At 65.6% G+C, this 12529-nt stretch carries 11 protein-coding genes, 1 tRNA gene and 1 pseudogene; 7 read left to right on the top strand and 6 right to left on the bottom strand.

The features are described from left to right. Window positions 1-217: 217 nt before the first annotated feature. The 4 genes and pseudogenes from IEX41_RS01460 to IEX41_RS21810 all read right to left on the bottom strand — a co-directional run. Window positions 218-307, bottom strand: a tRNA-Ser gene (locus IEX41_RS01460). A gap of 332 nt (window positions 308-639) precedes the next feature. Further along, window positions 640-3219, bottom strand: coding sequence for an AAA family ATPase (locus tag IEX41_RS01455; RefSeq protein ID WP_188788117.1), 2580 nt, complete (start codon window positions 3217-3219; stop codon window positions 640-642). Further along, the gene (locus IEX41_RS01450; RefSeq protein WP_188788115.1) at window positions 3216-4349 is read right to left on the bottom strand and encodes a metallophosphoesterase family protein; all 1134 of its coding nucleotides are present in this window, start codon (window positions 4347-4349) and stop codon (window positions 3216-3218) included. The genes IEX41_RS01455 and IEX41_RS01450 overlap by 4 nt, the downstream gene beginning before the upstream one ends. Window positions 4350-4736: 387 nt before the next feature. Next, a pseudogene (locus IEX41_RS21810) lies at window positions 4737-4882 on the bottom strand (IS5/IS1182 family transposase); the annotation flags it as partial. Window positions 4883-5035: 153 nt separating this feature from the next. Between IEX41_RS21810 and IEX41_RS01440 the strand changes: the two are divergent. Beyond that, complete coding sequence (locus IEX41_RS01440) at window positions 5036-5821, top strand: DNA-binding transcriptional regulator (protein WP_188788113.1); 786 nt, start codon at window positions 5036-5038, stop codon at window positions 5819-5821. On the opposite strand, the gene IEX41_RS01435 is transcribed toward IEX41_RS01440, so the two are convergent. Next, a complete protein-coding gene (locus tag IEX41_RS01435) occupies window positions 5791-6393 on the bottom strand; it encodes an NAD(P)H-dependent oxidoreductase (RefSeq protein WP_188788111.1) in 603 nt (200 codons plus the stop codon). The two genes, IEX41_RS01440 and IEX41_RS01435, sit on opposite strands and share 31 nt — an antisense overlap. Window positions 6394-6550: 157 nt before the next feature. On the opposite strand from IEX41_RS01435, the gene IEX41_RS01430 reads away from it, so the two are divergent. Next, window positions 6551-7459 (top strand): cupin domain-containing protein, encoded by a 909-nt coding sequence (locus IEX41_RS01430; protein ID WP_188788109.1) that lies wholly within the window; start codon window positions 6551-6553, stop codon window positions 7457-7459. Window positions 7460-7461: 2 nt separating this feature from the next. Here IEX41_RS01430 and IEX41_RS01425 read toward each other — a convergent pair whose 3' ends face one another. Further along, the gene (locus IEX41_RS01425; protein WP_188788107.1) at window positions 7462-8205 is read right to left on the bottom strand and encodes a TetR/AcrR family transcriptional regulator; all 744 of its coding nucleotides are present in this window, start codon (window positions 8203-8205) and stop codon (window positions 7462-7464) included. A gap of 445 nt (window positions 8206-8650) precedes the next feature. Between IEX41_RS01425 and IEX41_RS01420 the strand changes: the two genes are divergently transcribed. The 5 genes from IEX41_RS01420 (at window position 8651) to IEX41_RS01400 (ending at window position 12498) form a co-directional block, all read left to right on the top strand. Beyond that, complete coding sequence (locus IEX41_RS01420) at window positions 8651-9565, top strand: VOC family protein (RefSeq protein WP_188788105.1); 915 nt, start codon at window positions 8651-8653, stop codon at window positions 9563-9565. After that, entirely contained in the window at window positions 9562-10032 is a 471-nt protein-coding gene (locus IEX41_RS01415; protein WP_188788103.1) for a nuclear transport factor 2 family protein, read from the top strand. The genes IEX41_RS01420 and IEX41_RS01415 overlap by 4 nt, the downstream gene beginning before the upstream one ends. After that, on the top strand, window positions 10029-10703 hold the full coding sequence (locus tag IEX41_RS01410; protein ID WP_188788101.1) for an alpha/beta fold hydrolase: 675 nt from the start codon (window positions 10029-10031) through the stop codon (window positions 10701-10703). Before IEX41_RS01415 ends, IEX41_RS01410 begins: the two co-directional genes overlap by 4 nt. Before the next feature lie 23 nt (window positions 10704-10726). Beyond that, window positions 10727-11899, top strand: a complete 1173-nt coding sequence (locus tag IEX41_RS01405) for a p-hydroxyphenylacetate 3-hydroxylase oxygenase component (RefSeq protein ID WP_188788099.1) — start codon at window positions 10727-10729, stop codon at window positions 11897-11899. A gap of 77 nt (window positions 11900-11976) precedes the next feature. Next, window positions 11977-12498 carry a flavin reductase family protein gene (locus IEX41_RS01400; protein ID WP_188788097.1) on the top strand — a complete coding sequence of 174 codons (522 nt, stop codon included), beginning with the start codon at window positions 11977-11979 and terminating at the stop codon, window positions 12496-12498. The last annotated feature ends 31 nt before the right edge of the window (window positions 12499-12529 follow it).

Below are 12529 nucleotides of genomic sequence, written 5' to 3'. Positions count from 1 at the left end.
TCCCTTGCAGAGCTAGGTCCCTCGGCACCTCAGAGCGCGCCGCTGGCCATTTGTGCTTTGGCAAAAGTCGGTGCGGCTGCCACAGACTCTGCAGCTTGCCTACGATGCGCAGCCCGGAAGTATTCGCGAGCTCGTATCACGAAACAACTAAAGCTTGGCGATGACCGATGCTATCAATCTGATTCTGAGTGGGATTTTCGTCTTCAAAACTGAAAAATGGCGGAGACGAAGGGATTCGAACCCTCGAGACCCTTCCGGGCCTACTCCCTTAGCAGGGGAGCGCCTTCGACCACTCGGCCACATCTCCGCCGACGCGTATGCCAAGGGAGCACAGGGGTTACAAGACCGAAATCGGCCCGTTTACGAAATTTCTTCAACAGAACGAGAATTAATCCGCTTCTACCGAGACTTGGGGCAGCCGGTCCGCCAATTGGCGCAGTCTGAAGGGCGCTTTGGAACACGCCACTTTCAGGCCGATGAGGGCCTCCCGGTATGCCATGAGGCCAAGGATGGGGGCCGGGCATGGATTGAGGCATCCGCTGGGCTCAGTGTCTGGGCGCAGAGACGAGGTACACCGCGCCCCGCCAGCGTCTTGGTGGCGACGGGTCCTGTCATGCGCGTCACACGACGGGGCGGCTTTCAGGCGGGCAGGGCCCTCAGATCCTTGCCGCCGAGGTTGCGGAAGGCGCGCTGGCGGCAGGTCAGAACGAGGATCTGCATGTCACCCGCCTGCCGGTGCAATGCGTCGAACATGCGCTCGATCCGGTCGTCGTCGGTAAAAACCAATGCATCGTCGAGGATCACCGGCGCGACCTGACCCGTCTTGCCCAGCATCCGAGCAAAGGCCAGCCGGACCAGCAGCGCGATCTGCTCCTGCGTGCCCCCGGACAGGATCTCGAGCGGTTCCGTGCGTCCATCCCGTATCAGGCCATCGGGCAGCAGGGACTGCTCGGCCCAGGTGAGCTCGGCCTCCGGCCAGAGCAGGTTCAGCAGGGGGCGCAACTCGCGCGCGATGGGTTCAAAATAGCGCTCGCGAGCCTGAGCCCGCGCGGCGGTCAGCGCTGCGTAGAGGCGCGTCAGGACGGCAACCTCGTGTTCGATGCGGCCAAGCCTGTCGGTGGCAGCGGCCAATGCGTCCTCGGTCTCGACGAGGCGCTCCTCGACGGCGCTGCCCGAAGCGTTGCGGATCCGCTCGTCGAGGGCGGCCAGTTCGGGGCGCAGGGTGTCGATGCGCTTGCGGGCGGCGTCTTCGACCGACTGCGCGCGGTCAAGTGCCGCGCGTGCCCCCGCGAGATCGGGGGCAGCCTCGCGCATGGTCCGGGCCTCGGCTTCGGCATCATGCAGGGTGATGGCGGCGGCAGCGGTTTCCGCCTCGAGGGTCGCCGCGTCACCGTCCATGGCGGAAAGGGCGGCGGTGGCCCGGGCCTGCCGTTCCAGAAGTTGCGCCAAAAGGGTGTCCGCTCCGGTCTTTTCCGCCAGCGCGACCGACCGTGCCTCGTCCTGCAGGCCAAGGGCCTCGCGCGCGGCCCTTTCGCTGTCCCGCGCCGCCTCATAAGCCGCTTCGGCGGCGGCGGGTTCAGGGACGTCTTCGTGATCCATGGGCGCGGGCAGGGCGGCGAGAGCCTCGCGCAGCGGCTCAAGCCCGTCCGGGGCCAGGCTGGCCAGCACCGCACGGGCCTCATTGTGGCGGGTCTCGGCCTCCTTGCGGGAGCGGGCCGAGGCGCGCGCGGCCTCGAGGCCACCAAGGCCGTGACTGGCAAGGGCATCCTCCAGCGCCTTGCGGGCGACGGCAACCGTATCGCTTCCGCCGGTTTCGGGCGGCTGGATGTCGAGCTGGCCGATCCCTTCGATGATGATGCATGCGCTTCGTGTGAGCGGCACGGGGGTGCCGGGCGCAAGCTCGGCGCCGTCAAGATGCAGACGCGCGTGTCCGTCGTAGCGCGCGGTGATCTGCGTGGCGCTGGCGTTGCGCGCGGCTTTGGCGGCAGCGAGTTCTGCGGCCAGCGTCTCGATCTTCTGCAACTCGGCATCACGCAGGCCACGGATCGCGGCCTTGGCGGTCTCCATCTCGTCGCGCCGGGCTTCCGCCTGGCTTATCCGTGCCTCGAGATCCTTGCGCCGGTCCGCGCTGTCGCGGGCGGCCTGTGCCGCCTGCGCGGCGCGGCGCTCTGCCTCGGTCGCCGCAAGCCGATCGCTTGCAATGCGCAGGGCGTCGGCAGCGCCTCTTCTGGCGGTCGTTGCGCTATCGAGGGTCTGGCCGGCGGCAGTGGCGCTCGCCCGGGCAGCGTTGACCTTTGCGGCACTGTCGTGCTGTTCGGCGATCGCTTTCCGGAAGTCCCCGAGGCGCCGACGCAGGCTTTGTTCGTTCAACCGGGCCATCTCGGCCGCACGTTCGAGAGTGTCGACCCGGCTGGCATGGCGTTCCGCCTCTGCATGCGCCTTTGCCGCGGTTTCGAGGCGACGTCGGCGGGCCTCGGCCTCCTCTGGATCCGTCAGTTCCGCAAGAATGCGACGGGCCGTGCTGCGCGCGCTCAGAGCCTCATGCAGATCGCGGCTCAATTGTTCCAGCCGGTCACGCTCGGCGCTCAGCGCGTCACGCGTGTCCTGCGCCTGCTTCCATGGGCCGCTCTTGAGCGGGCGGCCGGTCGCGGTGGCATAGGTGGACAGCTCGTCCTGGCAACGGCGCAGGGCGTCATCCATGCGGCGCCCGCCGGTCATGGCCTCGACCTCTTCACTGACCGAGGACATCAAATCGCGGCGCGCTTCGAAGGCCGCTGCCTTTTCCCTGGTCGTTCCATCGGTCAGCGAGGTCATGCCCTGGCGGACCCAGATCAGGCCGGCGGGGCCGCCACCGGACTGCCCAAGCGCAGCGGCGATCCATGCCTCTGCCGCATCCGACTGCGCCACCAGCCGTCCGGCTTGGTGAACCGTGGCGTGCGGCTTCTGGAACCAGCGCTTGGAAATGGTAAAACGGCCCTCGGGAAGCTCGATCTCCACGCTGATCTCGGGCGCACCCCCGGCATGCGGGCGCAGGGCCTTCATCTCCTTGTCGGCGCTGCCATGGGGCTTGAAGAAAAGCGCGTGAAGGGCGTCGAATACCGTGGATTTCCCGAACTCATTGGGTTCGCTCAGGACATTGAGACCATCTCCTATATCCTTGATTTCAAATGGGGACGTGAAGCGGCGGATGTTCTCTAGCCGAATGCTGCGCAGCTTCATTTCTCGGCTCCTTCGCGTACGTATGAATAGAGCCGCGCCAGTGCATCGCGGGCGGCGTCGCGATCCGCAGCGGCAAGCTCTTCGGTCTCGGCATCGGCCACCAGCGCCTCCGCGGCAAGCCGCAGGGCACCGCCCTCCCGGTCGATCTGGTCGAGGTCGCCGGCATCGTACTGGGTCCCGAGCCGGTCGGTGCGCAGCTCGAAATGCGCAAACTCGGGAGCTGCGTTTCGGGCGGCCTGCTCAAGCGCGGCCCGGTCGCCAAGCCCGGCCCGGCCGGTGGCATGCAGCCGCATCAGGATATCCCTACGCCCGGTGGACGGCAGCAGCGCTCCGAGCGCCGCCGCCGCATCCTGGCCGGGATAGAGGGGCAGCTCGGCCTCGGTCCACAGGAACTGCCCGATCTCGACGGTCTCGACGTCGGGTAGGCCCCCCGGATCAAGGGATACCGCAAGACAGGAGCCGCGGCGGTCATGCTTGAACCGGTCTTGTTCAGGGCTGCCAGCGTAATGCACCCGCGCGGATACCTCCATGCGGCCATGCCAGTCGCCAAGGGCGAGGTAATCAAGCCGCGCGCTGCGGTCGCGGTCCGGGGCGATTACTTCGCCGCTTTCAGTGAAATCGGTTATGCCGCCATGGGCCAGCCCGATGCGCAGGTTGCCATCCGGGCTGGGCATGGTGACGAGCGCTTCGGTCGGATCGCTTCCGCTGGCGCGATAGGCGACGGGGCAGGGCAGAAGTGTCGCTCCGCTACCCATCTCGATGGGTTCTGCCCGGGTCACCGGGTGCACATTGGCGGGGGCCGTCGCGCGGATCATTTCCCACAGGGGCTCGGCGTCGCGCAGGTTGTCATGGTTGCCCGGCAGCAGCCACCACGTGACGTCCGGTGCTTCGCCCATCGCCGCCAGCGCCTGCCGCACCAGTGACGGTGACGGGGTTGCAGTGTCGAACGTGTCGCCCGCCAGCAGCACGTGCTTCGCCGCGCGGTCCTCCGCCGCCGTGGCAAGGCGCCCGATGACCGCGTGGCGGGCTTCCATCAGGCGGCCTCGCACGTTGCCGTCCGGCGGCTGAGGGATCGACGCGAATTTGCGCCCCAGATGAAGGTCGGACGCGTGAAGGAAGCGGATGGTCATGGCGTGTCCTGTGGCGGCGGTCCGGTATCACGCAAGTTGCGCGGCCCGGAGCAGGTATCGTTGCAGGACAGAACAGGGAACAGCGCCCGGTTGCAACCCGTCCGAGGCAATCGGGAATACCTCGTTAGGCCAGATCTCAGGATGTCTGCGAATGGTGCCGCATAGACTGCTGCCTGCGGGCGGCCAGTGCACATTTGTGCAGACGTGGCAGACATGGAAGACATGGAAGACATGGAAGACACGCAAGCGAACACCGGCCAGGGGGGCAACGGAAGCTGACCGAAATCTGCGCGAGCGGCTCGGGCTTCACGGCTGAAAGCCTGTCATTGCGCGAGAGTCATATCGCACGCCAACGCGGTCTCTGCTCATCCGGCTGGCCACTATGACAGGTATGCTAAAAGCTGCGCAACGATTGGGAAAAGCGCTGCGGATTTGGATGTCCGCAACCTGCCGATCAAGTTCTCTATCCATTAGCAATTGGCCGCGAAGCTTGACGCAGTTCATCTTGCCTCAAGTCTGCTCCGGCGGTGGTATGCTGCCTGAGCACATGGTCTGATCGTCGCCCATTCTGCGGTCTTGCACGATGCTCATGATGGAACACCACATCTGGGTGCCATGTTGAGCCTGCCTGCCTCTTCCGGCCAAGGCGCTTTTCACGCTGACGGCGTTCTTGTACGAGTATTGTCATGGAGTCCGCGCCTCAGAAGACAGTCCGCTCGGTCGAACGGACCTTGCAGATCCTTGTACTGATGAACCGCGCGCCGGTGGTCCGCGTGCAGTATCTCGCTCAGGAGACGGGTCTGCCCGCTCCGACGGTCGTGCGCCTTCTGGAGACGCTTATGAAGGCCGGCTACGTGCGCAAGATCGGTCGACAGGCCGGCTATTGCGTGACCGAGAAGGTCGCAGCGCTTGGAGCGGGGCATCACGGGTTGCCGCAAGTCTTCGACGTGGCGCGTGAGACGGCGGAAGCGCTGACCCGCCGCATGCTCTGGCCGACGGCGGTGGCGACGCTCGATGTGGATGCGCTGGTGATCCGCTTCAGCACAATCCCCATGAGCCCGCTGTCGCACTACCAGTCGACGATCAACCGCCGGATGACGTTGCTGGATTATGCCCATGGGCGCGCCTACCTAGGGTTCTGCCCCAAGGAGGAACGCGCGCATCTCGTGGCGTTGCTCCAGCAGGCGGCGGCAAGTCCGGCGGAGGCGGAGGCCATCGCGCAGCGCGCTGATGCGGTCGTGGCGCTCACCCGGGCCAGTGGCTTTGGCGAGCGCACGGGCAATATCCAGCCCGAGACTCATTCGATTGCCGTACCGCTGCGGCTAGGGCGCAAGCTGGTCGGCACGTTGGGGATCACGTATTTCGCGCGTGCCAATGTCGACGTGGCTGCGCTGAAGACCGAATTGCGCGCCGCCACGGAGGCCTGCGAGAAGGGCGAGTCCTACGTGTGTGCGCCCGCATCATCAGGGTAGACGGTGCGCGCGCGGTCGTCATCCTTGCCGGAGGCGACAATGCGCGGTGCGACCTGCCGGATATGGTGGAGGAAATCCTGCGCGGAGGCGGCAACCGTCGCGTCATCGCATTCCCTTGCGCCGGTCAAGGTAAATGGCGGTAGATAGTGCATGCCCGTATGCACGGCCATCAGTTCGAAGGGCACTGTGACCTCGTCCAAAGTGCGGCCATAGCGTCCGTCCGGCTGGTAGTCGCGGCCGTTCGAGCCGGTGGAGAACGCGATGCCCAGCGTCTTGAGCCGCAGCGCTCGCCCACCGGGACCGTAGGCCCAGCCGCGCTTCATGATCTTGGTCTGCCAGACCGACAGCAACGGCGGGCAGGAATACCAGGTCAGGGGGAATTGCAGCACGATGCGGTCGTGACGGGTCACCAGCTGCCGCTCGGCCTCTCCGTCGATCTGCCCATCGGGGTAGCGCGCGTAAAGGTCGTGCAACGTGATGTCATCTGCGGCGTGGATGGCCTCGGCCCAGCTTCGGCTGATGCGGCTGCGGCCCATGTCGGGGTGGGCGAGAATGACGAGCGCTTGGGTCATGGGGGTCTCCGTTTCCATCCGTCGTGGCACCGCCCGCGCAGGACCTCAAGCGCGCGGCAGTGCAATTCCGCACCGTGGAACAGGCGCACGTTTCCCGTGTGCGACGAGGTCCGACATGCGAGGTGGAAGGCCACCGCAGACAAGACATAGGCCCCCCATGTTCGATGACAGCGATCCGCGCAAGGCACTGACCTCCATGTCGAAAGAGCGCAGCTTCTCCGGCCCGTTCTGCGGCCCGGAAGTGGGCAATTTCAGCCAGGAGCCGCCCCAGCAGACGGGCGACGGCTGGCAGGCGTGGATGATGCGCTGCACCAACCTCGTGGTGCGGCTGGTGCGCCTGGAGGGCACGGCCACCTTTGCCCGAGCAGGGCAGTTGGACGAGTACATGGTGTTCTCGACCGACGCCGATGTCCGTTTTGACATCGAGACCACGGCGGGCACGGTCAGCGACCATTCCGGCAATCACCTGTTTGTCGTCCCGCCCGGAGACAGCACCGTGACGGTGCGAGGCAGGGGTCAGGTGAGCTTTCTCTACACGACGCGCGCGGACGACCTCGTGGCGCACTGCGCTAATCCGGAGATCCCGGCCAATCCGCACATTCCGCCGTTCCAGCAATGGCCCGATCCGGTGGGCGGCTTTCGCCTGCGCGCCTATGACCTCGACGTGCCTGAGCAGGACGGGCGTTTTGGCCGCATCTTCCGCTGCACGACGATGATGGTGAACGTGCTGCCACGCTTTGTTGCGCCGCGCGATGCGGCCAAGGTCTCGCCGCATTACCACGCCAGCTTCGAACAGGTCAGCCTGACGCTGGAGGGCAGTTTTGAGCATTTCCTGCGCTGGCCCTGGACGTCTGACATGGCGGACTGGCTGCCGGACATGCATATCCGTTGCGCCAGTCCTTCGGTCACGGTGCTGCCGCCGCCCGCAATCCACACGACGCTGTGGACCTCGGAGACGACGCAGATCGTCGATATCTTCTCGCCGCCGCGCATGGATTTCTCGACGAAGGACGGATGGGTGCTGAACGCCGCAGATTACCCGCTGGCGCGGACCGAGATCGAGTGACCCTAATCCGCGATGTCCCCCAGCGCCGGCATCGAGGCGATGACGATGGTCTCATGCGCGATCGGCGGCAGGGCGGGCAGCGGGCGGCGTGACAGGTCGCGCGCCGCATCCCGGGACATGCCAAAGGCCATCAGGATGTGTTCAGAGATCTGCTCGGGGTAGTCGCCCGGGGTCGCGCCGCTGGTGATCGACACCATGGCCGCCGCGACCGCGCCCATGAGGATGTCGCGCCCGATCTCTGCCGTGGGGATGTGGAACACTCCCTCCTCCACGCCGCGCCGGATCGTCACCAGCGAGTTGTGCCAGACCGTCTCGCCAAAGGTATGCCCCGGCGCGCTGGAGTGGATCATCGCCCAGCCCCAGGCGGGGTTCTTTTCCGCCGCGTGCAGGTAGTAGCGGATGGCGACGGCGCTCTGCTCGGCGGCATTCTCCAGCGCGCCGAACATGTGGTGGACGGCACGGTCGAACTCCCTCGTCATTTCTTCGAGCAATTGATAGCGGAGCGCTTCGAGATCATCGAAGTGGTTGTAGAAGGTGCCCCGCGCCACGCCTGCCGCCTTGCAGATGTCCTCGATCCGGACAATACGCCCGTCCGCGCGCCCGTAGCAGGCGAAGGCTGCCGTCAGGATCGTGTTGCGCGACTTGGCTCGACGCGCGGCACCGATCTCTGCACGGCGAGCGTTCCGCACGGTGCGGTAGCCCATGCGGACAATGGCCTCGTCGGCGTTCTCGGTGTTTTCTGACATGCGCGAAGCGGGGCCTCTGATCGTCAAATTGGACTGGCAACGTCCGAGGTATGCCGCAGCCGCAGCGCCGGGACCACCCCGAAGCCATACCTCTGCGCCAATTTCACTCTGCGGAATTTACAAAATGACTATTTGTTCAAATTACAATCTGCCGTAGTCTTTGGACATTGCAGCTGGAGGGCTGCACACAACGAGGGCCCGGGAGAGCCCGCAGGGAGGACGACGACATGATCAGACGACAACGTTCGAGCTGAGCCATCCGGAGGCGCGATACCGCGCCATCACCCGACATTTCAGTGACCAACACCACAGCGCGTGAGACGCACCCATCCGGGCGCGATGGCGTCTGTGTGCATGGTCTCCGGCACGCGCTCTGCGCCTGCCGTCATGCGGCCCCAAAGCGGTGGCCGTCGCGAACACTTTTGACTGAGAAAAGGATCACATCATGGGGATCAACCGTATCGACCACGCTGCCGTCAGGGTTGGCGATCTTGGAAAGGCGCTTGCCTGGTACGAGGACGTGCTGGGCCTGACCGTGCTGTCGCGTGACGCCGACGCTGTCCACCTTGCCTGCCGCGGCAAGGCCGCCGACATCACGTTGGTCAAGGGCAGGCAATCGCTGGAGAATTTCACCTTTGGCGTTGACGATCAAGAAGATCTCGACCGCGTCGAGAGCATCCTGAAAAAGGAAGGCGTAACGGCCGAGCGTCTCAACGGCGACAGCCGCCCCGGTGAGGGCGCGACGCTGAAGTTCCACCTCCCCTCGGGCCATGAGCTGCGGCTCTGCACCGGCGGCGCCGAGCGCCGTGCGGGCATCGTGGACTTCGACGCCAGGGGCTCACATATCCCGACCGATATGGACCATATCAACCTGCTGGGCGAAGTCGACCCGGGGGTGATGCGCGACTTCCTGATGATGATCGGCTTCAAGTCGTCCCTGAACATTTCCGTTGGCGGGCAACTGGCGGGCATCTGGCTGCGCGGCTCGGCCTTTGACCATGACATCGCCTACATGCGGGCGGTGCGGCCTTCGGACCGGCTGCATCACGTGGCCTTTGCGGTGGAGGATGGCAACCACTACTTCCGCCTGTCGGATCGGCTCATGGAAACCGGCCATCGCTGGGAATTCGGGCCGGGGCGGCACAATGCGGGTCTGGGAAAATCCACCGGCTTTGGCACCAACAACTACGCCTATGCCTTCGACCCCTTCGGCAACCGCAACGAGTTCTCGTCGGGGATGGAGCAATTCGCCGATGACGCGACCCCGCTCGACGTGGACATCGCACCGGAGCAACTGACGGACGTGATGAACGGCTGGGGCTACGAGATGGCCGAAACCTTCATGACGGTGGGATCGTGAGCCTTTCGCCGGACATATTCCTGGCGGCGCAGGAGCTTGTCCTGCGCTTCTGGGCCGTGGTGGACGAGGTGGACGACACGCCCGGCGCGGTGCTGTTCACTCCTGCAGGCGCGCTGGTGATCGAGGACTTCCGCGCTGCGGGCACCGCAGAGCTGAGCCGTTACTTCGCCGCCCGCCGCACCCTCTCGACAGAGCGGCAGCGCGCCACCCGGCATCTTTGCACGAACCTTCGGGCGCTGCCGGGGGAGGGCGCAAGGCTCGCCGCGACAGTCACGGTGTTTTCCGGCACGGGCCCACGTCCCCTGCCTTTGGAGGCGCCGTCCACGCTTGCGGACTTCACCTTTGACTGTGTCAAAACGCCGGACGGTTGGCGGTTTCGCGAAGTCCGGGGCGCGCTGGTCTTTGCCGGGGCCGACACGCCCGACCTGAAGAAGGCCGCGCAGGCTGCCAAGGGAGCTTCGGCATGAAGCGGGTCGCACTTGTCCATGGCTGGGGTGGCTCCTATGCCGCGACCTGGCAGGCCGATGGCTGGGACGACGCTCTTCGCGACGCTGGCATGGAGCCGGTCGGTATAGATGTCGCGGGGCATGGTCCGCAGGGCGGTCCGCATAACCCCGAAGCCTATGCCGACCTGGCCAGCGACCTCGCGGCGAAATTGCCCGCCGGGCTGCACGGGGCGATCGGGTTTTCGCTGGGGACCAAGCTGTTGCTGGAGCTGGAGGCACGCAGCCCCGGCGCGCATGGAAGGCTGGTCCTGGGCGGGATCGGAGACAACCTCTTTGCGCCTGAAGCCGCCGGTCCGGCCATCGTGGCCGCGCTGCGCGGTGAGACGACCGACCATGCGCCGCAGGTTGCAGCGCTGCTGGCCTACGCGGCCAAGAGCGGATCGGACCCGGCCTGTCTGGCCGCCGTGCTGGAACGGCCCGCCAACCCGGTCCTGACCGAGACGCGGCTCGCCGCCATCCAGGCACCGACCCTGATCTTCAACAGCACCGACGATGCGGTTGCGCAGCCCGATGCGCGGCTCGTCTCGGCTCTGCCGGGGGCCAGGCATCAGCTGATCGACGGCCCCGGCCACGTCGGCCTGACCGCCGATGCGCGCTTTCGCGATGTGGCCATCGCATTCCTGACTGACTGAACCGCATAGGGAGGAGAAGACCCATGTTCGACGACACCACCCCGATGATCGACCGCGTTCGCGCGGTCCTGCCACAGATCAAGGCAAACGCGCCGAAGGCCGAAGCGGATCGCATGGTCCCTGCCGAGAACATCGAACTGCTCAAGGGCACCGGTCTGCATCGGGCCTTTCAGCCGAAGGCCTACGGCGGGCTGGAAATGCCGGTGCCCGACTTCGAGGACTGCATCGCGCTGATCGCCACGGCGTGCGGTTCGACCGCCTGGGCGATGTCGCTGCTGGCAGAGCATGCTCACCAGATCGCGCTCTACTCGAAGGAGTTGCAGGACGAGATCTGGGGCGACGACCCGGACACGCTGTCCTCTTCGTCCATCGCTCCTTACGGCAAGTCCACCGAAGTGGAGGGCGGTGTGCGCTTCTCCGGGGAATTCGGTTGGTCTTCGGGCTGCGATCATGCAACCTGGGCCATCCTCGGGTTCCTGCGCGATGATGCGGAGATGGGCAAGGTCTACAGCTTTGCCATCGTGCCGCGCTCTGACTATGAGATCAAAGACAACTGGTTTACCGTCGGGATGCGCGGCACCGGGTCGAAGACGCTGGTGGTCAGGGATGCCTTCGTGCCGGAGCACCGGATCGAAAGCGTGCCCGCACTGATGATGCTGACCTCGGCGGGCGGCGCGCTTTATCCTGACAGCCAGATCTATCACGTGCCCTTCATCTACGTCTTTGCCAGCTGCTTCTCGGCGGTCAGTCTCGGCGTCGCGGAGCGTATGATCGAGCTTTACACCGAACGTACGCAGGGCCGCGTGCGCGCCTATACCGGCGCGAAGGTCGGCCAGTCGATCCCGGCCTGCATGCGCCTGGCCGAGAGCACCCACCAGGTGGCGGCGGGCCGGGCCTTCCTCGAAAAGACATGGGCCGAGATGCGCGACCATGCCGAACGTCATGAATACCCGACGCCAACGCAGATGGCCTTCTGGCGGACCAATCAGGCCTATGCGGTCAAGATGTTCGTTGCGGCGGTTGATCGGCTGTTTGAGGCGTCGGGCGGTTCGGCATGGTTCGACGATGCAGAAGCGCAGCGCCTGTTCCGCAACAGCCACATGACCGCGGCGCATGCTTATACCGATTACGACATCTGCGCGCAGATCCTCGGACGCGCGCTGATGGGTCTGGAGCCCGATCCCTCGCTCTTCTGATCCATCAATGGCCCGCCTCGCCCACCGGGGCGGGCCACTTACCCCTGTCAGATTTTCCTACCCATCTGGAGGTCCCCATGGCCAGCAAGACTTTCCCCGCCGAGAGCGGGTTCGATCCGCGCGCCTTTCGCGCAGCGCTCGGGTGCTTTGCCACCGGTGTCACCGTCATCACCGCGCAGGCGGATGGCCAGCGCGTCGGTGTCACGGCCAACAGCTTCAACTCGCTGTCTCTGACGCCGCCGCTGATCCTTTGGAGCCTGCTCAAGAGCTCGTCGAGCTTTCCCATCTTCGAGGCCGCAAGCCATTTCGCGGTCAACATCCTCGCCCATGACCAGATCGAGCTGTCGAACCATTTCGCGCGCCGCAGCGACGACAAGTTCGCCGGGCTCGACGTCATCGAAGGGCACGGCGGAAGCCTGCTTCTGCCCGAGACATGCGCCAGGATCCAATGCGCCCGCGAGAACATCCTCGACGGCGGCGATCATTGGATCCTGATCGGCCGGGTGACCGGGTTCGAGACCTCTGACAGCGCGCCGCTGCTCTACCACCGTGGCCAATACTCGCTTGCGCAGCCACACCCCCAAGTGGCCGCCGAATAGGCCCCCCGATTTCACCGTCTTCGAATAACTC

The sequence above is a fragment of the Salipiger pallidus genome (assembly GCF_014643635.1).
GTDB classification, from domain to species: Bacteria; Pseudomonadota; Alphaproteobacteria; order Rhodobacterales; family Rhodobacteraceae; genus Salipiger; species Salipiger pallidus.
This window is presented reverse-complemented; position numbering and strand designations above follow the sequence as displayed.